Consider the following 26,275-nt stretch of genomic DNA (forward strand, 5'->3'; position numbering starts at 1 on the left):
CAGCGGAGTGACCACCGCCCTGCCCTGGCGGATGAACACCGAGGACTACCTGGCCGACCTGGCCGACACACCCGCCGACGACCGCATCCACCTGCGCGCCGACGCCCTGCCACCCACACCCTAGTGCCCGACGCTGCAACAGGTCATGGGAGCCAACGGGGTCGCCGCATACGAGGAGAGCCTCATCGAGACCCTTCTCGCCGACCTGATTCAGCCGCCTTCCCCATAGCGCGCGCTACGCGCAGACCCATCAATCGACAAGCGTTAAATTGGAAGCGCTCCCAATGGGGCGAGCGCCCTCCAGGTTGCCGTATGTGGCGGTAGGGGAGGGCCTCCGGGGTCGGTCGCGTTGGCGTGGCGCAGCGCCGAGTCTGCGCTGGGGTGGGCTTCCGATCCGGCGACCTGAAACAGGTGGTACCCGTCGGAGTCCGGGGACCGGTCGGCGACCAGCCACGGCGCCAGAGTCACTGGCGCGCCACTGTGCGGCAGTAGGAACACCTGCCCGGTCATTGCCGGGTCGGTGGTCGCCGCCGGCAGTCCATGGTCCGTGCCGGCGGGCGGGTACGCAGGGACTCAGAGGGCCGGGAGAAGGCCTCTTTTCGGAACTTCGACGTTCATTGATGGCTGAGGGTTGTGTTTTATGTCCGGGAGATTACAGGATGTCGTGGGAGCGCTCCCGCATTCTCGTCCCCGATCCCCCATGAAGGAGTTCGAGCGTGTTCGACAGGCAAGCAAGGAGACGCCTGGCCGCCGCAGTTGCCGGGCTTGCCCTGGCGCTGACCGGCGGCGTCACCGCGCCAGCCGTGGCCGCGCCCGGGGCGGCAGCGGCCGTGCCAGCGTCCGACTGGCTCCACGTGCAGGGCAACCAGATCGTCGACGAAGCTGGTAATCCAGTCTGGCTCACTGGAACAAATTGGTTTGGCTTCAACGCCTCGGAGCGGGTCTTCCACGGCTTGTGGTCAGGCAACATCACCGAGATCACCAGATCGATGGCGAACCGCGGCATCAACATCGTGCGCGTACCGATCTCCACTCAGCTTCTGCTGGAGTGGAAGGCCGGGACCTTCGGCACGGTCAACGTCAACACGTACGCCAACCCGGAGCTGGCCGGCAAGAACAGCCTGCAGATCTTCGACTTCTGGCTGCAGCTCTGCGAGCAGTACGGCATCAAGGTCATGCTCGACGTGCACAGCGCCGAGGCCGACAACTCAGGGCACATCCACCCGGTCTGGTACAAGGGCGCGATCACCCCTGAGCTGTTCTACCAAGGCTGGGAGTGGGTGACGAACCGTTACAAGGCCAACGACACGATCGTGGCGATGGACATCAAGAACGAGCCGCACGGTACGCCGAACGACACCACCCGCGCCAAGTGGGACGGCACCACCGACATCGACAACTGGAAGCACACGGCCGAGACCGCAGCCAAGCGGATCCTGGCGATCAACCCGAACGTCCTGGTCCTGGTCGAGGGCCAGGAGATCTACCCCCGGGAGGGTGAGACCTGGTCCTCGCCGAACACCGACCCCGACCTGTCGCCGAACTACTACTACAACTGGTGGGGCGGCAACATGCGCGGCGTTCGCGACCACCCGATCAACCTGGGCGCCAATCAGGACCAACTCGTCTACTCGCCGCACGACTACGGCCCGCTGGTGTTCAACCAGCCGTGGTTCGACAAGCCGTTCGACAAGACGACGCTGACCAACGACGTGTGGCGGCCCAACTGGCTCTACCTGCACGAGAACGGCACCGCACCGCTGCTGATCGGTGAATGGGGCGGCCGACTCGGGCAGGACCCCCGCCAAGACAAGTGGATGACCGCCCTGCGCGACCTCATCGTCGAGCACCGCCTGCACCAGACGTTCTGGGTACTCAACCCCAACTCCGGCGACACCGGCGGCCTGCTGCTCGACGACTGGAAGACCTGGGACGAGCAGAAGTACGCGCTCCTCAAGCCGGCCCTCTGGCAGCACGGCGGCAAGTTCGTCGGCCTCGACCACCAGGTGCCGCTCGGCGGCGCGGGCAGCACCACCGGCATCAGCCTCGGCCAGCGATACGGCGACGGCGGCGAAGGCGGCGACACCACCGCACCGACCGCGCCCGGCCAGCCCACCGCGAGCAACGTGACCGCCACCGGCACCACGCTCACCTGGACGGCGTCGACCGACAACACCGGCGTCACCGGCTACGACGTGCTGCGAGCCACTGGTTCCGGCGCGGCGAGCGTGGTGGCCACGGTCTCCGGGACGACCTACGCCGCCACCGGGTTGACACCGTCCACGGCGTACACCTTCAGCGTGCGCGCCCGCGATGCCGCCGGCAACGTCTCGGCGGCGTCCGCTGGCCGCGCCGTCACCACCACCGCAGGTGGCGGAGGCGACGAGGACCGGGGCTGCTCGGCCACCTACAAGACGATCAGCTCCTGGACCGGCGGATTCCAGGCCGAGGTCACGGTACGCAACACCGGAACCACCGCCAGCTCCGGATGGTCGGTCAACTGGACCTATCCGAGCGGAACCACCGTCGGTTCGGTGTGGAACGGCGTGCTCGGCACCCCGGCTGTGACCGTGCGCAACGTGGCCCACAACGGCGCCCTGGCCGCCGGGGCCAGCACCTCGTTCGGCCTGATCGGTTCCGGCGCGGCGGCGACACCGACCGTGAACTGCTCCGCGTCCTGACCCACCCGTACCGGAAAGGTCTGGTGTGCCGGCGGCGGATTCTCCCCGCCGGCCGCCGACCCGGTCGTCCTCAGCAGCTCGAGCGGCTCAACCTGCCGTCGGAACGATGGATCAAGGCGGGTTCGTGGCCGGCGCAACTGACCCGCACGCTGACCTCCGCCGCGATCATCCGCCTCATCGGCGCCGTACTCGCCGAACAAACCGACGAGTGGGTCGAAGGACGCCGCTACGATTCTTCGGCTCAGCTGCCTTTCCCACCGGGAGTATCTTGATGTCGGCCACGATGCGGATGATGTCGCGTTTGACCGCGACCTCGTCACCCAACTCGGCCCACGCTGCGACCGCCTTCTTGCCGATCCGGCCACGCAGCACCGGCCCGAGCGCCCCGCACTATCGACGACACCGTCATGCGCGCCCACGAAGCCAACGGGCAGGCCGTCGCGCTGGCCCGCTTCGACCGGCACCGCATGTTCGTCCGCTACGACAACACCTGGTGGGTCGCCCGCCGCGACAGCTTCATCGAAATCAACCGCGCGGACCAGACCGCCAAACTCGACCGCTGGCACCGCCGCGTCACCCAGGGCGCCCTCTGGGACTAGCCACACCCCGAACGCAGCCATCCGCCCGGCCCCAGCGCAGGTATCGGCGGACCCTTACCGGACCGCACAGCAGCATGACTACGCGCCCGGCGCCCGACTGGCACCGGATACGTCGTGAGTGTGGTCGCTGCCTCGGCACAGGCGCCGACCCGGCTCTACCGGGCTACTGCCGGATCTCCACGGGCACCTTGACTGAGGCGACCGGTCGGCTGACCGGGTAGCGCCCGCCCTGCCGAAAGACCCCGGCACGGCGCAAACGCCCCCAGGCCGGAACCTCTATCGGATCTTGTTGACGGTGCGGCGCTTCTCCTGCGACTACTCAGAACGCTGCTGCAAGATGTTCGCCGGCCAGGTCGACGGGTTGACCCGCCGTTGGTCACGCGTCAGCGAAGGTCTCCGGCGACGTTGGAGGCGATCGCGTCCACGCTGCGAGGCCTGCTGCCTGACGTCTGCGCCCAGTTGGGTCCACGGCGGGACGGGCAGCGAGCATCGCGCTCGCCGCCCATTGCCGTGCACGACGCTGGGCCAGCGGGGCCGCGGCGACTTACTGGTTCCCGGAGCCAGGCCGCAGGCGTGACGAAAGGTCTTCCAGCGCTGCCCGGGTCTGCAGTTGCGCCCGGCGCGCGATCTGTGTGACGGGCGGCTCCGCATCTGCGGTTGTCCGAGGCTGTGTCAGTGCGGAAACGCGGAGGCTGTAGCCGCATCGGGACGTCGCCCGGACGATTAGGGGAGGGAGAGGCGCGTGCCGCCACGATTCGATCCGGTATCGCTCTCCGGAGTCGTCCTCGAAGGCGTCGTGGTGAACGTCGCGGCCGTGCGCGTACACCCGGACTCGGTACCAGCCTGGCCCGTCCAGGCTCAAGTCAGGCAGCGTAGGCGGTGCATCCGTCACGCCGTACTGTAGTTGATGTACCTGCAGTGCTCCGGCGGTGGCGTTCACGCTGACTTCGGCGATGTCGTCCCACTGGTCGGCGCCAGCGAGCGGTGGCTCCTCCCGCGAGGCCACGGCGGTGACGGTGACGCGCCCGCGGTACACACCAGCGTGGATCGCGGCACCGGCGTTCATCGGCGCGATCAGCCCGGTGGACCAGTCTGCCGTCTCGAATCGCATGTCGGACTGGTCGGCGAGAGCGAAGAGACGGTCATGAACCTCCAGGGTCGCCGTCTTTTCCATCGAAACCCCTTCTGCGCGGTGGCGGGTACAGCCGGACGGGGCGGCACCGTAGTCACGGTGCCGCCCTTGCAGCGTCGCGCCGCCAGGTCGTCAAATGCCCTGCGAACTCGTCTCTAAAGGACTGTGACTACGAAAGGATCCCAGTCCAGCACTCGCTCCCAATAGTAGAAGCCCGACATGATGCCGCCCTGAGCGTGGTTGTCACCTTCGGCGATCATGCATGCGCTCGCTCCGAGGGGTCCGGATCCGGAGGGGGCGCTGATGTTGCATCCGGGGAACGACCGGAGGCTGCCGCCGGCGGACAATCCGTTGTAGGTGGTGGCGAGGGGATACTCGTCGCAGTTCTTGCCGGGGATGCTGGGAGGGTTTCCGCAGGCGAGTCGGCGGTTGGTGCGTTCCACCGCCGCGTCAGTGCTGCGGTACAGGGGTGCGGTGACCGTGCCGCCGGGCAGGCCGGATGCCTGCGCTTGGCGGACGTGGTCGGCAAGGGTGGGGTTGCGGCTGGAGTCGTAGTAGACCGGGGCCGGGTACCACGGGACGACACATCCCACCCGAACGGGATTCTGCAGGTAGCCACCGACGGCGTTGTCGCAGCGGATGTCGTTCATGCCGAGCGAGATGCTGGCGGGGGTGTAGCCCGCAACGGTGTAGGTCACATCCCACCACGTGGTGCAGATGCCTGATGCTCCCGGTGCGGTGGCGGTCGTGGTGTAGCCCGACTCGCCGATGCGCATGGTGCGCGGCGGGTAGACCGCCTGGACCGGGAACGACGAACCCGCGGTGACGCAGAGCCCGTCCGCCCGCGTCGTACCGGTCATCGTCGCCCTGGTCGCGTCACCCCAGCTGCTTCCGACGCTGGCAAGGCCGACCTGATATGCGAAGAAGTCTGAATTCTGGTTGCTGTAGGTGAGAAGAAAGGCGTCCTGATACAGGACGCCGGTTGTCACCGTGGCGCCATTTTGGATCCGGTAAGTCGTGAACGTTACGCCAACAATGCGGCATGCGCCTTGCCGCGAGGTTGCTACCGAAACTCCGTCGTCACTCAACAGGCAGTATTCCGGAAAGTCGACAGCGGCTGCTGATATATCCGTGGCGCTCATGTCGCCGGCGGGGCGAGGCGCCACCTCGATGCAGGAGTACGACTTGTTGGTGGCGGGTGAGCAGGTCTTCCCCTGACTGGCGAAGAGTGATGGTTGTGCAGGTCGTTTCACGGGCGGCAGATCCGAGTGCCCGGGTGCGCTCAGTCTCGGTCTGTCGTCCGAAGGCCCCGGAGATGCCGAGGCCGGACTCGCCATTAATCCGATGGTGGCCGCTAGTACTGCTGAGAAAAACATGCTCGCTAAGCGTCGCTCCCCGTGCATCCATTCGTCCCTTCGTTGGTGAAGTTTCTGACGACGCGACCCGAGCAATACAACACATAGGCTATGACCGCTTCAAGCCCGCATTTTGCAATCGAGTGGCATCGATGTTAAAAGTGCAGCTAGGGAGCCTGAAATCCGCGAACCTAGGTCGCCCGTCGAGCCCGGCGTGTGCCTCGGCGCCCAGGATCTGAATGAGGCGAGCGATCTTGAAGGGTCGGTGTGCTGCGGCACGAAAGTGGCTGAGTGGGCGGATCCTGCAGCGCCCGGCAATCGCGTAGGCGGGCGCTGCGATAGTGTCAATGGCGTTGTTCAGGCGGGCCGGGCCGTCATGCGCTCCGGCTCGACGGGGCCGCGTTGCGATGGATCCGGGCGGGCCACCCTCGTCTCTGTGGTGGTCGGCCCTTTAGGGCTTCCAGCCGCAGGTGCACTCGTCGCCACCGTGTCGTTGACTTCGGGCACGTCGAGAGGGTTCTGATCGCGTCGACAGGGGCGATGTTCTGGCCCCAGCGGGCGGTACCCCTTCATCACCGGCTACGGCCTAAACGTCCTGAGGCCGCTGGAGCCGTGTCGCATCAGGTGCACACCGCAACGACGATCTGGATACTCGGCAACACGACCAGTCAGGTTAGGTTCCTAGGATGCCGAGCGGCGGGTGGTGAGCCATGCGTAATCGTTCACCGAGGCGACAAGGGCGGACCTCATGCAGGACTAGGCTCCGCTGTGCCTGGGTGTGCGGGCATCTGCTTAGCTTGAGGTCGATAGACGGCATGGTTTGGTGCGCCTGACGGGCACCAACTGGTTCGGTTTCAACGCCTCGGAACGCGTCTTCCACGGCCTGTGGTCGGCCAACATCACCCAGATCACCAAGTCGATGGCGGACCGCGGCATCAACCTCGTCCGCGTGCCGATCTCCACCCAACTGCTGCTGGAGTGGAAGAACGGGCAAGCCACCGCGCCGAACGTGAACACCTACGCCAACCCGGAACTCGAAGGCATGGACAGCCTGGAGATCTTCGAGTTCTGGCTGGAACTGTGCGAGCGGTACGGCATCAAGGTGCTGCTCGACGTGCACTCCGCCGAGGCGGACAACGCCGGCCACATCCCGCCGGTCTGGTACAAGGGCGCGATCACCCCGGAGCTGTTCTACCAGGGCTGGGAATGGGCGGCGGCGCGCTGGAAGACCAATGACACGGTCGTCGCCTTCGACCTGAAGAACGAGCCGCACGGGACACCCAACCAGAGCCCGCGCGCCAAGTGGGACAACTCCACCGACGTCGACAACTGGAAGCACACCGCCGAGACCGCCGCCCGACGGATCCTGGCCATCAACCCCGAGGTGCTGATCCTGGTCGAGGGCAACGAGGTCCACCCGCGCGAGGGCGAGACCTGGAACTCCCCGAACACCGACCCCGACCTGTCGCCGAACTACTACTACAACTGGTGGGGCGGCAATCTGCGCGGCGCCAGGGACCAGCCCATCAACCTGGGCGCCCACCAGGACCAGCTCGTCTACTCGCCGCACGACTACGGCCCGCTCGTCTTCAACCAGCCGTGGTTCGACAAACCGTTCGACAAGGCCAGCCTCACCGACGACGTGTGGCGCCCCAATTGGTTCTACCTGCACGAGAACGGCACCGCGCCGCTGCTGATCGGCGAGTGGGGTGGCCGGCTGGGCCAGGACGAGCGCCAGGACCGCTGGATGACCGCGCTGCGCGACCTGATCGTCGAGAACAAGCTGCACCAGACGTTCTGGGTCCTCAATCCCAACTCCGGCGACACCGGCGGGCTGCTGCTCGACGACTGGAAGACCTGGGACGAGCAGAAGTACGCCCTGCTCAAGCCGGCGCTGTGGCAGCACGACGGCCGTTTCGTCGGGCTCGACCACCAGGTGCCGCTCGGCGGTGTCGGCAGCACCACCGGCATCAGCCTCGGCCAGCGGTACGACTCCGGCGGCGGCGACGGCGACACCAAGGCGCCGACCGTTCCCGGCCAGCCCGCCGCGAGCGGCGTCACCGCCAACAGCGCCACCCTGACCTGGACGGCGTCCACCGACAATGTGGGCGTCACCGGGTATGACGTGCTCCGCAACGGGACCGTCGTGGCCACCGTGTCGGCGACCACCTACACCGCCACCGGGCTGGCGGCGTCCACGGCGTACACCTTCAGCGTCCGCGCCCGCGACGCGGCCGGCAACGTCTCCGCCCCCTCGGCCGGCCGCAGCGTGACGACCACCGCCGGTGGGGGAGGCGGCGACCAGGGATGCACCGCCACCTACCGCACCCTCACCCCCTGGGCCGGCGGATTCCAGGCCGAGGTGACGGTCAAGAACACCGGCGCCACCGCGGGTACGGCATGGACGGTGAACTGGACCTATCCGGCCGGTACCACTGTCGGCTCGCTCTGGAACGGTGTGCAGGCCGCTCCGGCGGTGACCGTCCGCAACGCCGCGCACAACGGCGCCCTCGCCCCGGGCGCGTCCACGACGTTCGGCTTGGTCGGCAACGGCGCCGCCACCACGCCGTCTCCGATCACCTGCACCCTCTCCTGACCGGTGGAACTCGTGCGGTGACCGGTGGCCGCCGGTCACCGCACGACCGCGGCGATCGCTGCCGGTCGGCATGGCAGAAATCTGACAGCCGGGTACGACACCGAACGCGGGACCGGGCGGGGAGTTAATTTGGGTCATCGCATTCCGTCGGGCAAGCCGCGTGCCGTCGCCGACCACGACATTCCTGGCCGGCGTCGCCGTCGCGCTCACCGGCAACATGGCCACCAACGCGATCGACCCGCCCGACTCCTGGACGTGGTGGCCGTGGGCGGTGTGGACGGCCGTCGCCCTGCTGGTCGGCGGGTCACTGTGGATCGAGGTGGCCCGCCGCCGGGCCACCGTCGCCACGAAACCCGACGACGTGGTCACCGACCTGCTCGCCCCGATCGAGAGGGTCTGGGCCCGGGAGGCGGTCCGCCGGGAGGTGACCCGGCCCGCGCCCGTCCTGGTCCACTGGTCGTCCACCGGCCGGCTCGCCGCCGGCCGGCCGGCCGTGCTCGGCGACCCGTCGGCCGGTGGCTGGCAGGACTTCCCCCTCAGCGGCGCGACCGACACCCTCAACACCGAGATCGTCGCCGCGTTCCGCGGACTGCCACGCCGCCAGTTGGTCGTGCTCGGCGAGCCCGGCGCGGGCAAGAGCGTATTCGCCCTGCTGCTCACCCTCGGCCTGATCCGCACTCGGGCCGACGGCGAGCCGCTGCCGGTGCTGATCTCGGTCAACGGCTGGCATCCGGCCGACCCGATCGAGGACTTCCTGGCCCGCCGGCTCGCCGAGGACCAGCGGGCCGCCCTCGCCCGGCACGGTGATCCGCTCGCGGTGGCCCGACGCCTGGTCGAGCAGAACCGGGTGCTGCCGCTGCTGGACGGACTGGACGAGTTGCCCACCCCGGCGATCGGCTCGGCGCTGCGGGCACTCGACGAGTACGCGTCGGCCGGACGGCCGCTGGTGGTGACCTGCCGCGTCCGGGAGTACGAGAAGGCCGGGCACATCCTGACGACCGCGGCGGTCGTCGAACTGGCGCCGGTCACCGCGGACGCCGCCGTCGCGTACCTGTCCTATCCGGAGTCGGCCCGCGACCGCTGGGAGCCGGTCTTCGCCCGCCTGCGCCGCGCCGACCGGGCGGATCCGCTGGTCCGTACCCTGTCGACGCCGTTGATGGTGTCCCTGGCCCGGACCGCATATCAGTCCCCCGGGACGAGCCCCGCGGAACTGCTGACCCTCCAGAGCCGGCCGGTGATCGCCGGGCGGTTGATGGACGCCTTCCTCACCGCCGCCTATCCCGGCGCGAAGCAACGACGCTGGCTGAGTTGCCTGGCCTATCACCTGTACACGGCGGGTACCCGGGACCTGCGGTGGTGGCAGTTCGACCCGGGGATGCTGACGGCCCGGCCGGACCGCGCCCGGCGCAGTGTCGTGATCGTCGCCGCGCTCATCGCCGCCCTGCTCGCCGGGACGCTCGCTGCCGTCGCCGGCCTGGTCGTGCACTGGGCCGCGGTCACGGCCGCCCTCATCGTGGCGGTCGCGGCTTCGGGCCGGCTGCGACGCCTGTGGCCGGCGGACCATCCGCCGACCGAGTTCAGCCCGGTCGGCGACGGCCACCCTCACCCGTTCCGGACCGGTTTCCTGAGCGGCGTCCTGACCGGCTTCATCACGACGCGCTGGACGGCGGCCCTGATCGGCGGGTTGATCTGCGGGGCGCTGCTCGCAGCCTGGTTCGCGTGGCGAAAGGACACCGTGCATCCCCGGCCCATCGCGCACACGATCGTCTCCGGCGCCGTGTTCGCGGCCGTCGCGACGGCGGTGGGCAGCCCGCCCGCGCTGGTCGGCGGCACCGCCGCCGCGCTCTACGGTTCGACCGCGGCGCTCTGCGGTGGCGGCTGGTCCCGGGTGCGATACCGCCTGACCCACGTGCGGCTCGCCGTGCGGGGCCGGCTGCCGTGGCGCTTGACGTCCTTTCTGGCCGACGCCCATCGGCGAGGGGTGCTCCGCCGGCCGGGCGCCGTCTACCAGTTCCGGCACGTCCTGCTCCAGGACCGCCTCGCCGGCTCGGTCCGCCGGGACGACCTGGAGATCCGGGCCGGGGCGGGCAATATCCCGGCTGTCCGGACGCTGGCGGAGGACCTCGTCGAGCGGGGCGAGACCGCCCTGGCTGTCGAGGTCCTGGCCCGGGCCGGTCGCGCGGACGTCCGGTCGGCCGACCGCCTCGCCGGTCTGCTGGTCGAGCTCGGCCGGCTCGACCAGCTCCGCGACCGGGCCGACCGTGGGGACGTCTCCGCCTCCCGGGCACTGGCCGACCGGCTCGTGGCCCGGGGAGATCTCGGCGAGTTGCGCGAGCGGGCCGCGGCCGGCGACCCTGCCGCCCACGCGCGTGTGCTCGCCCTGATGGCCGAGCACGGGGACGCCGACGGCCTGCTGGCAGCGGTGGCCGACGGCGATCCGTCCGCGGCTCTGCACCTGGCCGATCTCCATGTCGCCGCCGGTCGCCGGGACGACGCGATAGCCCTCCTGGAAGGCATGGACGGGGACTGGGCCGTGGGACGCCGCCTGGCCGATCTCCGGCGGGAGGCCGGCGACATCGACGGCGCGGTCGCGATCCTGCGCGGCCTGGCACACGGCGGCGACGGACTCGCCTCGGCACAGTTGGCCGACCTTTACGTGCGCCAGGACCGGATCAGTGAACTCTGGACCGCGGCGACGACCGGCGACCCTTATGCCGGCGACCGTCTGTCCCGACACCTTTTCGAGCGGAAGAACCTGGACGGGCTGCGCACGCTCGCGGCGAAGGGGGTCGCTTCCGCGTCGGCTCGGCGGGCGGACCTGCTTGTCCTGGCCGGCGACGTGACCGAGTTGATGCCCCTGGCGATCGCGGGTGACGGCGCGGCCGCCCGGGGGGCGGCCCGCGTCCTCGCCGACCGGGGAGAGACCGGCACGGCGATCGCGTTGCTGCACGCCTTGACCGACGTGCGGGACTCCGGGGTGGCCCTCCTGCTGGCGGAGTTGCTGGCCAGACAGGGTGAGATCGACGAGGCGATCGCGATCCTGCGTCCGCGGGCCGAGGACGGCGACGAAAAGGCCGCCGAGGTGCTGGCCGAGCTGCAACGCACCGATCAGGAGTAGAAGCGGGCCATCGCGGCCACGCTGGACCGCATCATCTCGCGTAGTTCGGCTGGTTCGAGGACCTCGACGTCGGCGCCGAGGCGCAGGAAGTCGGCGTGGGCGTGTTTCACCGACTCGACCGGCAGGGTCACCGTGGTCCAGCCGTCCGGGCCGGGTTCGCCGAGACCGTCGCGGACGTTGCGGGCCATAGCCCGCGTCATCAGGTACGGGATCCGCTCGATCCCGGCGGGCGAGAGCCGCACCGTGGCCTCGTCGCGGTGCAGGCGTCGTTCGAAGTCGGCCGCCCACCGCGCCCAGCTCGCCGCCAGATCGAAGCCCTCCGGTCGCTCGAAGGTCTCGTCCAGCACCGTCAGATCCAGGATCGTGGCCACCCGATAGGTCCGGATGTCGGCCTCGACCTGCGCCACGAAATACCAGACTCCGGCCTTGAGCACGATGCCGAGCGGCGAGATCTCCCGCTCCACCTCGCGCGGCTGCCGCCACCGCAGGTAACGCATGCGGGCCCGCCGCCGGTTCCACACCGCCCCGGCGAGGGCCGCCAGATGCGGATGCGACTCGGTCTCCCGGAACCATCCCGCCGGATCGAGGTGGAACCGGTCGCGGATCTCGTCGACGTGCCGGCTCAACCGGGCCGGCAGCGCCGCCCGCAGCTTCAACTCGGCCGTGGTCAGGACCGCACCCAGCCCGAGTTCGGCCGCGGCCTCCGGCATCCCGGCCAGGAAGATCGTCCCGGCCTCCTGCGGGGTGAGCCCGGTCAGCCTGGTCCGGTACCCGTCGACCAGCTGATATCCGCCGCCCGCCCCCAGTTCGGCGTAGACCGGCACGCCCGCCGCCGCCAGTGCTTCGATGTCGCGGTAGACGGTCCGCACCGAGACGCCGAGTGACTCGGCGAGCTGCTGCGCGGTCAGCCGCCCACGGTCCTGAAGCAGCAGGACCACGGACAACAGACGGCTCGCACGCATGCCCGGAAGACTGCCACACAAGACCGACAGAAGGTGTCAGTCATGCCTGGCAGAGTCGACCCCGAACGAAGCGAAGAACGACGAGAAAAGGAACACCACCATGGCCCTCGCCCGGTACGTAGGCTTCTCGCTCGACTGCGATGACCCGGTCGCCCTGGCCGGCTTCTACACCGAACTGCTCGGCATGGAGGTCAGCTACACCAGCGACGAGTTCGTCTATCTGGGCGGCCCCGGCAACGGCATCGGCTTCGTCAAGGTCGAGAAGTATGTGCCGCCGACCTGGCCCGACGCCGGCGTGCCGAAGCAGTCACACCTCGAGCTCAGCGTCGACGACCTGGAGGCCGGCGAGGCCGCGGTGCTCGCCATCGGCGCCACCAAGCCCGACTTCCAGCCGCAGCCGGACCGCTGGCGGGTGCTGCTCGACCCCGCCGGCCACCCGTTCTGCATCTCCGCGTCGATCTGACGCGAGTGGCCGGCGGCGCCGTCCACGGCGCCGCCGGCAGGGCCACAAGGCCGGCCCGCCCGGCCGTAGGGACAGTCAGGATTCGTGGAAGAAGGCGACCGCTTCGGCGAGCGCCCGATCCGTCAGCGCCGGATCGTGCCGCGGGCCCACGTCCCGCATGAACGCGTGCTCCCCGCCGGTGTAGACGTGCGCCTCCAGGTCGGTCAGGCCGGCGGCGTAGAGCTCGTTCAGGATGAACAGTCGCGCGTCGGCGGGCACGTGCGGATCCCGACTACCGAAAACGATCAGCAGCCGCCCCTGGATCTCCGCCGCCCGCCGGATCGACCCCGCGTCCGCGTCGGCACCGAGAGCGCCGTTGTGCAGCCCCGTCGGATAGAAACACACGGTGGCCGCCACACGCGGATCGAACGCCGCCCGGAACGCCAGATGCCCGCCGATGCAGAAGCCCGTCACGAACAGTCTCGACACGTCGTCGCGCTGGTGCAGGTAGTCGAGCACCGCGGTCCGGTCGGCGTCGAACGAGGCCGTCGTGGTCGCCGCCGCCCCGTCGAGTCCACGCTGTTTCCCGGCGTCGTCGAACTCCAGCGCGACCCCGGCCAGCGGACCGTGCGGATAGATCTCCGGCACCGCCACCACGAACCCGGCGCTCGCCAGCCGCCGGGCCGTCCGCAGCGTCGACTCGGTCAGCTGAAAGATGTCCGTGTACAGCAGCAGGCCTGGCCACTTTCGGTCATCGACCGGGCGCAGCACCAGTGTCCGGATGTCGCCGACCCGGACCTCTTCCTCACGCAACTTCATGATCAGCACCTTACCGGCGGGAATCGGGCAAACGGCGCGCTAGGCACGGTTGGATAGCATGCGGGCGGTGCCGATGACCTTTCCGACGCATCCCGCCGCGGTCCTGCCCCTCAAACTCTGGCGGCCCCGCTGGTTCGACGGGGTCGCCCTGGTTCTGGGCTCGGCGGCGCCCGATGTGGCGTACGCCTTCGACGGCAGCGGGCTCCCCGTCTGGCCGCTCTCTCACCAGGTGCACGGACTGGTGCTCTGGTGCCTGCCGGTCACCCTGCTCGGCTGCTTCCTGATGCGCCGGGCCGCCCCGGTCGTCGCCGCGCACCTGCCCGGCGGCGGGCCGTTCGCTCTCCGCGACTACGGGGCGCTGCACACTTCCGGTCACTCCTGGTGGGTGACCGTGACGTCGGCCCTTCTCGGCGCCGCCAGCCACCTGCTCCTCGACGGGCTGGAACACGCGGTGCCCGTCATCGAACACCCGGCGCACGCGGTCGGAGCGGTCGCCATGACGGCGCTGGCGGTGGCGATCGGGCGCCGTCGCCTGATCCGCCGCTGGCACGGCGAGCCGCCGCGCCGCGAACGGCGTCCCCTCCGGTTCTGGTCCGTCGTGGTGGCGGCCGCTCTGCCCGCGCTCGCGGTCATCCCGTTCCTTCCGGCGGCGGGGCTGGCGCACACCACGGGGGTACGGGTGCTGTCCGCGCTCGCCGTGGCCCTGCTGCTCGCCGCGGCGGCGGGCAGCGCCGGCCGCCCGCACGAAGCCACGACCCCGTCCCCATCACATCCCCAGCCGTAGCCGTAGCCGTAGCCGCGCCGCCCTATCCCACCGCCGTGAGATGTCTGCGCTACGGCCGGGGTGTGGCGACCGCGACCGGGCCGTAGCGGGGGCGTGTTGTCCGGCCGTGCTGGGATGGCTGGGCTACGGCTGACCGCACTGTGGACTGGAGTGCGGTCAGCCGTACCGGCGGAGGGTCTCAGTTTTGACCGTGCGCCGGGCGGAGACCGAGGTCGGAGACCGGGCCGAGATGGCCGAGCTTGTCGGGGTTGACCACCGAGCGGACCGCGAGCACGACGCCGTCGGTGACCTCCAGCGACATCACGCCGATCACCCGCTGCTCGGGGTCGTGCAGCACCGCGCCCGGCTGACCGTTCACCCACGCCTGCCGCACGGTGACGCCCATCCGCTGCATGCGGCGGAACAGCCCGGCGAACAGCCTGGCCACCTGGAGCCGCCCGACCGGTGGGGTCGCGAGCGCCGCCGCCTTGCCGCCACCGTCGCCGACCATCACCACGTCGGGCGCGAGCATGGCCATCAGGGCGTCGATGTCGCCGCCGGCCGCGGCGTCGAAGAAGCGGTCGGCGAGCGCGGCGGTCTCGGCTCGGCGGGCGGCCGGGCCGTCGAGCGCGGGGGAGTCCGCGGCGATGCGCTGCCGGGCCCGGGCGAAGATCTGCCGGCAGTTCGCCTCCGACTTGCCGACGGTCCGCGCCACGTCGGGATAGGCGTACCCGAACACCTCCCGCAGCATGAACACCGCCCGCTCGACCGGCGACAGCGCCTCCAACAGCACCAGGAACGCCATCGACAGCGAATCGGCGAGTTCGGCGTGCTCGGCCGGGCCGGGATCGCCGGCCGGCACCACGATCGGCTCGGGCAGCCAGGCGCCGACGTAGGTCTCCCGCCGCACCCGGGCCGAACCCAGGTGGTTGATGCCGAGCCGGGTCACGGCCGTCGTCAGGTACGCCTTCACGTTCTCCACCGCGGTCCCGGCCTTACGTGCCTTGACCAGACCGAGCATGGCGTCCTGCACGATGTCCTCGGCGTCGCCGACGGAACCGGTCATCCCGTACGCGATGGAGAACAGCAGCGGCCGGTAGCCGGCCGCCGCCGTCTCGTCGGATAACGTCGTCACAGGTGCTGACCCACCTGGTACCAGCCGGCCGGTTGCTGCACGATCACATTGAACCGGTTGAACGCGTTGATCATCGCGATCGTCGCCACCAGACCGGCGAGCTGGTTCTCGTCGTAGTGCTTGGCCGCGTTCGCCCAGACGTCGTCGGAGACGCCGCCGGCGCCGTCCGCGATCCGCGTGCCCTCCTCGGTCAGCTCCAGCGCGGCCCGTTCGGCGTCGCTGAACACCGTCGCCTCCCGCCACGCCGCGACCAGGTGCAGTCGCTGCGCGGTCTCGCCCGCGTGCGCCGCCTCCTTCGTGTGCATGTCGACGCAGAACGCGCAGCCGTTGATCTGGCTGGCCCGCAGCAGCACCAGCTCCCGTGTCGAGGCGGGCAGGCCGGAGTCCTTCACCGCCGCGCCGGCAGCGGCGAAGTGCTTCGCGATCTTCCCCGAGACCGGGTTGCTGAGAAGGTCCAGACGAGCTTCCATGGCCGACTCCCTTTCCGTTGTCGTTGCTCGCCCTCTCAGACAGAACACGCGCCGATTCTGTGACACCGCCCCCGGGAAATCATCGAAAATCTTCCAACGACCGGCGAGGGGTACGGCCACCCGAGGGCCTCGACGGCGAATATGGTCTGGTGGCGGAGCTGAAGGCCGGCATGGCACGGGTTTGCGAAGCGATGTGGAGTCGGGCGTGTTCGACGAGCTTTTTCCGATCTTGACGACTCCGGACCTGGCGCGGTGCCTCGGCTTCTACCGCGACCTGCTGGGCGGCGAGGTGACCTACCGGTTCCCGGCGGACGGCGAGCCGGCCTACGTCGCCCTGCGGCTCGGGCGCTCGCAACTCGGCATCGGTCAACAGGACGAGCCGGGCGTCCTCGCCAACGAGCGCATCACGCTGTGGGTCTATGCCGAGGACTGCGACGCCGGGCTCGATCGGTTACGCGGCGGCGGCGCCGAGGTGATCCAGGAGCCGGTCGACCAGCCGTGGGGAGAGCGCATGGCCACGGTCCTCGACCCCGACGGCAATCGCGTGATCATCGCGTCCCGCCAAGCGCCCTCGGCACCGTGACGACGCCGGCGGCGGCGTGACGCCGGAACCGGCCGCCGCCCGGGTCGTGGCGCGACGGCCGGGCGGGGGGCCTCGGCGGCTACGCGGCGTCGCGGTCGCCGCTCGCCATGTCGCCGACCGCCGGGGTGCCCGGCATGAGGCCGTAACGCAGGAGCACAGCGCCCGTGGGGGAGGTGACCGCAGGTTCCAGGAGCTTCAGGTTGGCCGGCGTCGCGCCACCGTCGAAGACCTTCTTACCGACGCCCAGCACGATGGGGTAGACCCACAGGTTGAGCCGGTCGAAGAGGCGCTCGCGCAGAAGGGTCCGCACCAGGTTGAGGCTTCCGATCACGTGGATGTGCTCGTGCCTGTCCCGCAGTTCCCGCACCGCGCCGGCCAGGTCGGCCTCGAGCAGCGCCGAACCCGCCCACGTCAGCTCCGGTTCGCCGCGCGAGGCGACGTACTTCGGAACGCTGTTGAACAGGGTGGCGATCCCGCCGTCCGGGCCCTGTTCCTGACGCGGCCAGTACCCGGCGAAGATGTCGTAGGTCCGGCGGCCCAGCAGCAGCGCGTCCAGGCCCCGCATGCCGGCCCGCACCCGCTCGCCGACCACATCGTCGAACAGGGGGGCCTGCCAGCCTCCGAACGCGAAGCCGTCGGGGTCCTCCTCGGGTCCTCCCGGGGCCTGGGCCACCAGGTCGAGCGTGGCGAAAAGGTCGATGTGGATCGTGCCCATGATCGGTCCTCCCGGTGTTCCGGTGTGCTGACACCGATCAGACCGGCTCGCGGGCACGAACTCATCGCTCTCCCCGGAGGATTCCTCAGCGCGGGCGGGTGGGCTGGGCGTCGACGACGACGGTTCCGTCGCGGAGCGTGAGGTCGTAGCTGATGATCAGGCGTGGTTCGCCGGACGGGTCGCGGGTCATCGCCGGGCCCGGCCACCAGGCGACGTACCGTCCGTTGGCGACCGAGCCCCGCACGGTCAGGCCGCCCGCGCGGACCGTCACCCCGGCGACCTCCGGTCCGACCGCGCCGTCGGTGACCGACGCGTCGTCGAAGTCGAGGATGGCCCCCTGCGTGAATTCCCGCCCGGCGACGGTCTGTGCCGGCCCCGAACCGCCGGCCGCGCCGCTGGACACATCATCGACGTCGTCGTCTCCCGCAATGTTGTGCGCCAGGCAGGACCCGGACATGTCCGGGTTCTCGGTCCGGTAGAGCAGCATGGCGTACTCACCCCGCCGTTCGGCCAGCACCAGCCGTGCCCGGTCGCGGTCCAGATGCTCACCGGCGATGCGGTCCCGGCACTCGGGGCCGATCAGGGCGATCTCCGACTCGGTGAGCGGCTCCGGAACGGGCGTCCACGACGCGTACGCCCGCCCGCCCGCCGGCCCGTCCGGGAGAACGGTGACGGCGCCGGCCGCCGCGGCCACCGCCGCCGTCGCGACGATGATCGCCGTCCGCCGCCGTGGGCGGATCACCGTCGCCGGCGGCGTGGACAAGATAGTCTCCAGCGTGGCCGCGGCGCGATCGTGCTGCTCAGGGGTCATGTGTCCGGCGGCGTCCAGGGAACGCAGCGCCGCGTCGACGTGGGTGTCGGTGTTCACGGCCGGGCCTCCATCCGGGTGGCGGGGTCGAATCCGAGATCGGTCAGGGTGCCCGCGGGCGAGCCCGGGCCGAGGTGGCGTCGCAGAGCGCGGCGGGCACGCAGCAGCCGCAGCCGGTACGACGTGGCGGTGACGCCCAGAACGCGTGCGGCCTGCCCCGAGTTCAGGCCGTCGAAGACGGTCAGCGCGATCGTCTCCTGTTCGGCCGGAGTCAGCGCCCGCCAGGCGGCGGCCAGGTCGAGACGCCAGGCGACGGCCTCGTCCTCGGCGGCCGCGACCGGTGCGACCGGGGTGACGTCGGCGAGCCGCACCGCGAGCGCGTCCTGCCGGCCGATGCCGCGCCGGGTGTTGAGCAGGCAGTTGCGGGTGATCCCGAAGAGCCACGCCCGGGCGTCGTCACTGTCTGCGGGTGCGCTGTCCAGGCGGCGCCAGGCCACCAGGAACGCGTCGGCGACGACGTCCTCGGCATGGCTCGGATGGACGCGGCGTTGCGCGAAGCGCAGCACGTCGGCGTAGGCGCCGGCGTAGAGCGCCCGGAAGCGGGTCTCCGGATCAGGCTTCAATGTCCTCACACCAGATACCTGTCCGTCACTCTCCCCAGTGTTTCAAGCCCGGCGCCATGTGTCCTGCCCACGGTAGGGGCCGGGCTTTCCGGCCAGCGGAGAGCAGGGATGGTGGCGGCGCGGGCACTCTCCGGGGCGGCGGATCGGTGATCTTGCTCGTACATTCGGTTCATGAGCGTCGATGCGCAAGTGCGGGCATGGTTGCGGGACCGCGGCACCGAGACCGTGAAGCATCCGGGCGGCACCCTCTACGCCCATCTGTGCCGCGTCCAGCAGCGCCTGGCCGATCTCGGCCATGACAGCGACGTCCAGGTCGCCGCGCTGGCGCACGCCGCCTACGGCACCGACGGGTTCGACCTGGCCCTGCTGTTCTGGCAGGAGCGCGACACCCTCCGCGGCCTGATCGGCGCGGGCGCCGAAGAGCTGGTCTATCTGTACGGCGCCTGCGACCGCGACCGGAGCTGGCCTACCCTGGCCGCCACCCACCAGATCACCGATCGCTTCACCGGGGCCGTCGTCCGGCTCACCGACTGGCAGCTGACGCCGTTCGTGGATCTGTCGATCGTCAACGAACTGGACGTCCTCGAACAGGATCCGTCGCTGCTCGCCGCCCACCGCGCCTATTTCACCGGCCTGTTCACCGCCTGGGAGCCGATCACCTCCCCGGCCGTCGCCACCGAGGCCGTGCGGCTGCTGAACTCGTGACGGCCGGGCGGCGCTGCCGGCCGGCTCGCGTCAGCTCAGGACGATCGGCTCGAAGATCCTGGTGAAGTCCTTCTGCTCCTCGGCGGTGTCGAAGCCGACGTAGTAGTGCAGGCGTTCGTAGTCGGCGTCGCTCGGGAAGACGAGCGCGCTGTCGGCGACCCGCTCCATCGCTTCGCGGTCGTCGCCGGACAGCGTCGCGGCGTTCTTGCGGATCCGGTCCTGGGCGGCCGGAACCGGGCAGACGTAGTTGATGTAAGCGGCCAGAGCGGCGGCGTTGTCGACCTCGTAGAAGAAGTCGATCAGAGCGAGCGCGTCGACCGGGTTCGCCGCGGTGACCGGGATGGCGAAGTTGTCCGTCCAGATCGTGCCGCCCTCCTCCGGGATCACGAACTTGAGGTTCGTGCCGTCGGAGAGGTTCTTCTGGAAGATGTCGCCCGACCACGCCTGGGAGATCCAGATCTCGCCTTTGCCGAGGGCGTCGAGGTAGTCCTGCTCGTAGTAGTTGCGGACGATGCCGGCGTCCTTCTGCCGCTGCAGTTTCGCGGCGGCCTTGCGCCACTGTTGCTCTCCCGAGTCGGCGGGCTTGATGCCCGAGGCGAGCAGGCCGAAGTTCGCCAGCTCGGAAGGATCGGACATCATGCCGACCTTGCCCTTGAACTCCGGGTCCCACAGGTCGGCCAGCTTGGTGATCGGCCGTTTCACCTTCGCCGGGTCGTAGGCGATGCCGGTGATGCCCGACGCCCACGGCACGCTGAACACGTTCGCCGGGTCGAACGACTCCTCGGTGTACTTCTTCGCCGCGTTCGTGGTGAAGTTCGGCAGCTTGGCGTGGTCGAGCGGGGCGAGGAATCCGGCCGCGCGGAACTGGCCGAACTGGATCCCGTTGGTGATCACCATGAGGTCGAAGCCGATCGGCTCCTTCGCCGACAGTTGCGGCTGCACCTTGGCGAACCAGGGCCCCATCTCCTGGATGACCTCCTGGTAGTTCACCTGGATCCCGGTCTTCCTGGTGAACTCGGCCAGCTCCGGCTTCGACGGGTCCATGTAGAGCGGCCAGTTCGCGAAGTCGACCTTGCCGTTCTGGGTCCGGCCCTGCCAGAAGGTCGCCAGCTCGGAGGTCGCGGTGTCCTCCACCCGGCCCCTGCCCTCGACACCGCAGGCGGCCAGCGCCGCGCCGAGCGCGGACAGCCCGCCGATCCGCAGCGCGTCCCGGCGGCCCAGCCGCCGCTGGGTGATGCCACGGCGCAGGGTCGGATCAGTCGCGGTGCGGTGGATCATCAGACTCCGATCAGGTAGACCACCCCGCGCCGGTGGCGGCCGCGGGGCAGACGGGATCCCGATCATCACGGTAGGGAGTGCGGCGCTTCTTACCGATCGGTAACAAGGGTGGCTGTCGCCGGCCGGGTGAGGCGCGGCCGCGGCTCCAGGTTGATCGTGGCGGCCCGATCGGCCGATCGAGAAGAACCGGTCGGCCGGAGGGCGTCGGTCATCGGAGTGGTGCGGCCTGGAGCGATCGGTGGCGGCCGACCGCTCCAGGCCGGTCGAAGGGCCGGCGGCGGCCGGTCAGGAGTCGGGCCGGTTGAGGCGGCGGTAGACCGGGGCCAGGCGCTTGTGCAGGTCTTGGTAGATGGCGTAGGACTCCACGTAGCGGGCGTGGTCGGGGCCCGGCGTGAAGACATGATCGTTGTGGGTCATGGCCGGGATGTCGGCGAACGAGATCATGCCGGCGCCGACCGCGCCGATCCAGCCGGCGCCCCGGGCGTTGACGGTCACCGGGTTGGCGTCGCGGCGGATCTCGACACCCAGGACGTCGGCGAAGATCTGGCACCAGGAGTCCGAGCGGGCGGCGCCGCCGGTGATGACCATCGACGAGACCGGTTCGCCGAGGAACTTGTCGACCGCCTGGGCCAGCCAGCGGGTGTTGAGGGCGACACCCTCGAAGACGGCCCGCAGCAGGTCGGAGCGGGTGGTCTCGAGGGAGATGTTCAGGAACGCGGCCCGCAGACTGCGGTCGTCGACAGGAGCACGCTCGCCGTAGAGCCACGGCGTGTAGAGGACGCCGTTCGCCCCCGCCGGGACCATCGGGATGATCTTGTCGAAGGCGTCGAAGATGGTGCCCTCGTCGCGGCTGACGTGGCCGGCGCTGACGAGCGGGTCGTCGAACTCCACGATCTTGTCGCGGAGCCAGGTCAGGTTGGCGCCGGCGGTCGCTTGCAGGGCCGTCATCAGGTATCGGTCGGGGATGGCGCACGGGATCGAGGCGATGCCCGTCGTGATGTCGGTCTTCTTGCGCGGCACGTGCGCGGCGATCCACGACGACGTGCCCAGATAGAGGTGGGGCTCGTTGTCGGCGATGGTGCCGGCGCCGATCGCGGCGGCGGTGTTGTCGATCGCGCCGGCCACCACCCGCACCGAGCGGGGGAGACCGAGGTGATCGGCAGCGTGGGGGGCCAGCGTGCCGATCACCTCGGTACAGGCGACGATCGGCGGAAACTTGTCCGCGTCGATCCCGCTGGCCGCGACGAGTGCGGGGGAGTACCGGATGGCGGGAGCCTTCCGGTTGTCGGTGACCCACGAGGTGAGGATCGAATCGACGGTCGCCACCGTGCGGCCGGTGAGCTTCAGATTGATCCAGTCGAGGACGTTCAGAAAGGTTTTGGTCTTTCTGTAGACGCCCGGCATGTCGTCCCGGATCAGCAGCATGTGGGCCGCGGGGTCCTTGCCGGTCACCGACGGCATCCCGCCGGTGAGGCGCAGCCAGCGGGCGATCTTCAGGATCGAGATGCCGTCCTTCGCCGGGAAGCCGCCGAACTGCCTGCGCAGATGAGGCGCCCCGCGCATGTCCAGCCAGCTGATGCACCTGGTCAGCGGGCTGCCGTCGGCGTCGACGGCGATGGTGCCCTCGCCCTGTGTCGACGAGCAGATCGTCGTCACCGCGCGCAGGTGATCGGGGAAGGCCCGGCCGAGGTCGGCGACGACCTCCGCCAGGGCGTCCCACCAGGCCACCGGATCCTGTTCGGCGCCGCCGCCGGGCAGCACGACCAGCGGGACCGGCCGCTCGGCCCAGCCGGTCACCGTGCCGTCGGCCGCGACGAGCGCGGCCTTCATCCCCGAGGTGCCGAGGTCGATCGCGAGCACCTGCGGCGGCACGGCCTGCCCTGGGACCGGGGCCAACTCAGACCCCCTCGACCTGCGCGAAGACCTGGTCGAACCGGGCGAGGGCGTCGTCGATGACGTCGTCGGTGTCGGCCATCGAGGTATACATCCGCGAGCCGGCGAGGGTGATGATGCCGTGGGCGGCATAGGCGGCGCCCATCTGCTCCATCAGCTTCTTGCGGCCCTTGTTCTCCTTGAAGAGCTTGACCGGGTTGCGCATGTCGAGCATCAGCACGCCGCTGGACTCCAGGTGGACGATCGAGCCCTGGTTGTAGGCGACGTAGGGCAGGCCGTACTTGTCGATCAGCTTCTGCAGGCCGCGGGTGAGCCGGTCACCGGCCTTGCCGGCGATGACCGGCGCGTTGGTGCGGGCCATCTCCTGGATGGCGAAATAGCCGGCCGCGCAGGACAGCGGGTTGGCCGAGAGGGTGCCGCCGACCTGGATGTGCGCGCCGTGCTTGCCGTCGAGGCCGGAGCCGAACACCGCCATGACGTCGGCGCGGCCGCCGACCCCACCGGCCATCGGGTAACCGCCGGAGACGGCCTTGCCGAACACCGTCAGGTCGGGGGTGACGCCGAAGTAGCCGGCCGCGCCGCCCAGGCCGGTGCGGAAACCGGTCACCACCTCGTCGAAGATCAGCAGCGCGCCGAACTCGTCGCACAGCTTGCGGACGCTGGCGTTGAAGTCTTTCGGCACCGGGCGGGTGCCGGACTCCGGGCCGAGCGGCTCGACCACCACGGCGGCGGTGCCGCCGCGCAGCCGGTTCTCCATCAGCTTGCGCTTGAGCGCGCCCAGGTCGTGCGGGAACGCCTCGCGGGTGCGGCCGGTCGCGCCGAACGGGATGCCCTTGGCGTTCATCCGGTAGCTGCCGGGCACGCGAAGCCCATAGACCATGGTGTCGGACCAGCCGTGATAGGCGCCGCCGACCTTGATCACCATCTTCTTGCCGGTGTGGGCACGGGCGGCGCGCACCGCCGCCATGACCGCCTCGGTGCCCGAGCCCAGTGACCGGTACATCTCGATGTGCGGCATGTAACGGTTGATGATCTCGGCGAGTTTCAGCTCGTACTCGTGGAAGAGGCCCGTCACCGGGCCGGACTCCTTGATCACCTCGGCGACGCGCTCGTTGACCGGGCCGTAGTTGCTGCCCAGGATCGTCGGGCCACCGGCCTGGAGGAAGTCGATGTAGACGTTGCCGTCGCGGTCGGTGAGGTAGGCGCCCTCGGCCTTGTCGACGGCCAGCGGGAACGGGTAGTTGAACGCCAGGTTGTGCTGGACCCCGCCGGGGATGAGCTTCTTCGCCCGCTCGGTGATCTCCTTGGACGCCGTGCACTTGGTGTCGAAGTAGTTGAGCACGTCGAGCAGCGCGTCATGGCGCAACCCGCGCAGCGGCTGGGCGACCAGGGCCTTGAGCCGGCGCAGGGTGTCGTCCACGTCGAGATATTCGCTGATCGAATAGCCGAGCTCGGCGGAAGTGGCGAACTCCTCCGGCGTCTCGACGGCGCTGCTGGTGGGCGGCTCCTCGTCGTCGGCCACCCGGATCGGCTCGACCGCCTCGGTGATCTGCGCCGCGATCCGTTTCTCGTCCTTGCGGAGCTTGCTGAACGCGATCTCACGGATCGTGTCGGGAATGGTGTAGACCTTGCCGGCCTCGCTGGTCAGCGCCATCAGGTAGGCGATCGACACCTTCTCCAGCAGCGCCATGTTGAACACCGCCCGGCCGGGGTCGGTGCCGAGCGCCACCACGCCGTGGTTGGCGATGATGAACGCGTTGTCGCCGCTCGCCACCTTCTTCTGCACGTTCTTCGCGAGGAAGCCGGTGCCGGACGGGGCGTAGTCGATGATCGCGACCTCTTTGCCGAGGAAGCGGACCTGCTCGTCGGTGAGCGCCGGGATCGGCTTGCGCAGGAACGCCAGCGCCGAGGCGTAGGGCTGGTGGGTGTGCACGATCGCGTTGACGTCGGGGCGCTCGCGATAGACGTTGGCGTGCATGCCGCACTCGATCGACGGGATCAGACCGCCGGCGCCGCCCGGGTCGGGGACGTGCTTGCCGTTGAAGTCGACGATGCAGATGTCCTCGACGCGCATCTTGTCGTAGTCGTAGTTGCTGGGCGTCACGGCGTAGAGCTGGTGACCCGGGATGCGGACCGAGACGTTGCCCTCGGTCGCCTTCAGATAGCCGCGTTCGAGCATGGTCTGGCACATGTCGACGACGTGCTGGCGGGAGAGGCGGTATTTCACGGGCGGTCCTCAGATCGGTGGCCGAGCGACGAGAGTGGGGGTCCTACCTGAACCATCGTCGTCCCGACTCGGGGACGAAGCATCATCGGCGAACCAGCAAGAATCCGTGGCTCACTTATCACCGCGTGACAAAATCAGAGCCGATGACTACGACGCCCTGGCGGCACCTGCCCGCCGACCTCGCCCTCGCCATGCGGCCCCGTCTCCCGGCGGCCGTTCAGGAGATCGCGGCCGCTGTCCGGGAAAGCCCAGGGGCGGGAGCGGGGGAGAAGTTCGAGCGCGACGTGCGTACCGCCGTGCGGGTCGCTCTTGACCGGTTCCTCGATCTGGCCGGGACCGGGGAACCCGCCCTGCCGCCGCGCATCCGCGAGGTCTTCGTGGCGCTCGGCGCGGCCGAGGCCCGCGAGAACCGCAGCCCGGAGACCCTGCTCGCGTTGTTGCGGGTCGCGTCGCGGCTGCTGCTGCGCACCGCCACGCAGGCGCTCGCCGAGCAGCGCCCGGTCAGCGTCGCCGAGGTCATCGACCTGTCCGACGCCGCCAGCGCGTTCATCGACGAACTCGCCACCGCCTTCACCGACGGCCTCGCCCGCCAGTTGCGGGAACAGGCCGGCGAAGGCGACCGGCGCCGCCGTCAGGTGGCCGACCTGCTGCTCAGCGGCGGCAGCTCGCCGGACGTGGTGCGGGAGACCGCCACCGGCATCGGCTGGCCGATCCTGGACATGATCGTGCCGGTTCTGCTGCCACCCGACCAGGCGCGCGACGCCCGCTTCCGGTTCGGCGCGGACGGGGTCGTCGCCGAACGCGGGCGCGACGCGGTGCTGCTGCTGCGTGCCGGGCCGCGCTCCGAGCGTGCCGTCCTCGCCGAGGCACTGGACGGCCGCGGCGCTGTCGTCGGGCCGGTGCTGACCTGGACCGAGGTGCCGCAGGCGGTCCGGCTCGCGGAACGCACCGCCGAATTCGTCACCCGCGGTCCCGAGCCGGTCTTCGTCGACGACCACTTCGCGGCGCTGGCGTTGCGCGGCGAGCCCGGTGCGCTGGCCGTCCTGACCGCCCGCCGGCTCGCGCCCCTGGCGGGGCTGCGTGAGAGCCAGCGCGAAGCCTTCCTGATCACCCTCGGCAGCTGGTTGCGGCATTGGGGATCACGTTCGGCCGTGGCCGCCGAGCTGTTCGTGCATCCGCAGACGGTCAGCTACCGCATCAACCGGCTGCGGGAGCTGCTCGGCGACGACCTGGAGGACCCGCAGCGCCGGTTCGAGCTGCAGCTCGTTCTCGCTTACCGCAGCTGACCGCGCTCAGCGGCACGCGGGCCGGGCGGCCGGCCCGCGCCGCACCGACGTGCCCGGGCGGCATGACAGAAGAGCCTCCGGGGGC

Annotated in this window: 21 protein-coding genes; 9 read left to right on the forward strand and 12 right to left on the reverse strand. The window is 70.0% G+C overall.

What is annotated here, in order from left to right:
• The first annotated feature begins 716 nt into the window (after positions 1-716).
• A complete protein-coding gene (locus QLQ12_RS39420; RefSeq protein WP_407651686.1) occupies positions 717-2,681 on the forward strand; it encodes a cellulase family glycosylhydrolase in 1,965 nt (654 codons plus the stop codon).
• A 407-nt stretch (positions 2,682-3,088) separates the two neighbouring features.
• A complete protein-coding gene (locus QLQ12_RS39425) occupies positions 3,089-3,280 on the forward strand; it encodes a hypothetical protein (protein ID WP_282766089.1) in 192 nt (63 codons plus the stop codon).
• Positions 3,281-3,824: 544 nt separating this feature from the next.
• Here QLQ12_RS39425 and QLQ12_RS39430 read toward each other — a convergent pair.
• Together QLQ12_RS39430 and QLQ12_RS39435 are read right to left on the reverse strand one after the other, a co-directional pair.
• A complete protein-coding gene (locus QLQ12_RS39430) occupies positions 3,825-4,454 on the reverse strand; it encodes a hypothetical protein (RefSeq protein ID WP_282766091.1) in 630 nt (209 codons plus the stop codon).
• 113 nt (positions 4,455-4,567) lie between these two features.
• Positions 4,568-5,665: a hypothetical protein gene (locus QLQ12_RS39435; protein WP_282766092.1), complete on the reverse strand. Its 1,098-nt coding sequence runs from the start codon at positions 5,663-5,665 to the stop codon at positions 4,568-4,570.
• A 925-nt stretch (positions 5,666-6,590) separates the two neighbouring features.
• On the opposite strand from QLQ12_RS39435, the gene QLQ12_RS39440 reads away from it, so the two are divergent.
• Both QLQ12_RS39440 and QLQ12_RS39445 read left to right on the forward strand, forming a co-directional pair.
• Positions 6,591-8,363, forward strand: a complete 1,773-nt coding sequence (locus tag QLQ12_RS39440) for a cellulase family glycosylhydrolase (RefSeq protein WP_282766171.1) — start codon at positions 6,591-6,593, stop codon at positions 8,361-8,363.
• A 160-nt stretch (positions 8,364-8,523) separates the two neighbouring features.
• Positions 8,524-11,481: an NACHT domain-containing protein gene (locus QLQ12_RS39445; RefSeq protein ID WP_282766094.1), complete on the forward strand. Its 2,958-nt coding sequence runs from the start codon at positions 8,524-8,526 to the stop codon at positions 11,479-11,481.
• On the opposite strand, the gene QLQ12_RS39450 is transcribed toward QLQ12_RS39445, so the two are convergent.
• On the reverse strand, positions 11,472-12,443 hold the full coding sequence (locus tag QLQ12_RS39450) for a helix-turn-helix transcriptional regulator (protein WP_282766095.1): 972 nt from the start codon (positions 12,441-12,443) through the stop codon (positions 11,472-11,474). The genes QLQ12_RS39445 and QLQ12_RS39450 overlap by 10 nt on opposite strands.
• Positions 12,444-12,543: 100 nt before the next feature.
• On the opposite strand from QLQ12_RS39450, the gene QLQ12_RS39455 reads away from it, so the two are divergent.
• On the forward strand, positions 12,544-12,906 hold the full coding sequence (locus QLQ12_RS39455; protein ID WP_282766096.1) for a VOC family protein: 363 nt from the start codon (positions 12,544-12,546) through the stop codon (positions 12,904-12,906).
• A gap of 75 nt (positions 12,907-12,981) precedes the next feature.
• Here QLQ12_RS39455 and QLQ12_RS39460 read toward each other — a convergent pair whose 3' ends face one another.
• Complete coding sequence (locus QLQ12_RS39460; RefSeq protein WP_282766097.1) at positions 12,982-13,704, reverse strand: dienelactone hydrolase family protein; 723 nt, start codon at positions 13,702-13,704, stop codon at positions 12,982-12,984.
• A gap of 73 nt (positions 13,705-13,777) precedes the next feature.
• On the opposite strand from QLQ12_RS39460, the gene QLQ12_RS39465 reads away from it, so the two are divergent.
• Positions 13,778-14,488, forward strand: coding sequence for a DUF4184 family protein (locus QLQ12_RS39465; protein ID WP_282766098.1), 711 nt, complete (start codon positions 13,778-13,780; stop codon positions 14,486-14,488).
• A 178-nt stretch (positions 14,489-14,666) separates the two neighbouring features.
• Here QLQ12_RS39465 and sigJ read toward each other — a convergent pair whose 3' ends face one another.
• Both sigJ and QLQ12_RS39475 read right to left on the reverse strand, forming a co-directional pair.
• Positions 14,667-15,602, reverse strand: coding sequence for an RNA polymerase sigma factor SigJ (gene sigJ, locus QLQ12_RS39470; protein WP_282766099.1), 936 nt, complete (start codon positions 15,600-15,602; stop codon positions 14,667-14,669).
• On the reverse strand, positions 15,599-16,072 hold the full coding sequence (locus tag QLQ12_RS39475) for a carboxymuconolactone decarboxylase family protein (protein ID WP_282766100.1): 474 nt from the start codon (positions 16,070-16,072) through the stop codon (positions 15,599-15,601). Before QLQ12_RS39475 ends, sigJ begins: the two co-directional genes overlap by 4 nt.
• Positions 16,073-16,277: 205 nt before the next feature.
• Here QLQ12_RS39475 and QLQ12_RS39480 point away from each other — a divergent pair, with 205 nt between their 5' ends.
• Entirely contained in the window at positions 16,278-16,655 is a 378-nt protein-coding gene (locus QLQ12_RS39480) for a VOC family protein (RefSeq protein ID WP_282766101.1), read from the forward strand.
• Between the two features lie 79 nt (positions 16,656-16,734).
• Here the strand turns inward: QLQ12_RS39480 and QLQ12_RS39485 are convergent, their stop codons facing one another.
• From QLQ12_RS39485 to QLQ12_RS39495, 3 genes are all read right to left on the reverse strand, one after another.
• Complete coding sequence (locus tag QLQ12_RS39485; RefSeq protein ID WP_282766102.1) at positions 16,735-17,370, reverse strand: dihydrofolate reductase family protein; 636 nt, start codon at positions 17,368-17,370, stop codon at positions 16,735-16,737.
• Positions 17,371-17,455: 85 nt separating this feature from the next.
• Positions 17,456-18,238 (reverse strand): hypothetical protein, encoded by a 783-nt coding sequence (locus QLQ12_RS39490; RefSeq protein WP_282766103.1) that lies wholly within the window; start codon positions 18,236-18,238, stop codon positions 17,456-17,458.
• On the reverse strand, positions 18,235-18,810 hold the full coding sequence (locus QLQ12_RS39495; protein WP_282766104.1) for a sigma-70 family RNA polymerase sigma factor: 576 nt from the start codon (positions 18,808-18,810) through the stop codon (positions 18,235-18,237). The genes QLQ12_RS39490 and QLQ12_RS39495 overlap by 4 nt, the downstream gene beginning before the upstream one ends.
• A 162-nt stretch (positions 18,811-18,972) precedes the next feature.
• On the opposite strand from QLQ12_RS39495, the gene QLQ12_RS39500 reads away from it, so the two are divergent.
• Positions 18,973-19,506 (forward strand): DUF6817 domain-containing protein, encoded by a 534-nt coding sequence (locus QLQ12_RS39500; protein ID WP_282766105.1) that lies wholly within the window; start codon positions 18,973-18,975, stop codon positions 19,504-19,506.
• 30 nt (positions 19,507-19,536) lie between these two features.
• On the opposite strand, the gene QLQ12_RS39505 is transcribed toward QLQ12_RS39500, so the two are convergent.
• The 3 genes from QLQ12_RS39505 to QLQ12_RS39515 all read right to left on the reverse strand — a co-directional run bounded on the left by QLQ12_RS39505 (position 19,537) and on the right by QLQ12_RS39515 (position 24,904).
• Positions 19,537-20,784, reverse strand: a complete 1,248-nt coding sequence (locus QLQ12_RS39505; RefSeq protein ID WP_282766106.1) for a polyamine ABC transporter substrate-binding protein — start codon at positions 20,782-20,784, stop codon at positions 19,537-19,539.
• Between the two features lie 285 nt (positions 20,785-21,069).
• Positions 21,070-22,680 carry a xylulokinase gene (locus QLQ12_RS39510; RefSeq protein WP_282766107.1) on the reverse strand — a complete coding sequence of 537 codons (1,611 nt, stop codon included), beginning with the start codon at positions 22,678-22,680 and terminating at the stop codon, positions 21,070-21,072.
• Between the two features lies 1 nt (position 22,681).
• Positions 22,682-24,904, reverse strand: a complete 2,223-nt coding sequence (locus QLQ12_RS39515) for an aminotransferase class III-fold pyridoxal phosphate-dependent enzyme (RefSeq protein WP_282766108.1) — start codon at positions 24,902-24,904, stop codon at positions 22,682-22,684.
• A 143-nt stretch (positions 24,905-25,047) separates the two neighbouring features.
• Here QLQ12_RS39515 and QLQ12_RS39520 point away from each other — a divergent pair, with 143 nt between their 5' ends.
• Positions 25,048-26,190 (forward strand): PucR family transcriptional regulator, encoded by a 1,143-nt coding sequence (locus QLQ12_RS39520; RefSeq protein WP_282766109.1) that lies wholly within the window; start codon positions 25,048-25,050, stop codon positions 26,188-26,190.
• Positions 26,191-26,275 lie beyond the last annotated feature (85 nt).

Source organism: Actinoplanes sandaracinus (assembly GCF_030009775.1).
GTDB classification, from domain to species: domain Bacteria; phylum Actinomycetota; class Actinomycetes; order Mycobacteriales; family Micromonosporaceae; genus Actinoplanes; species Actinoplanes sandaracinus.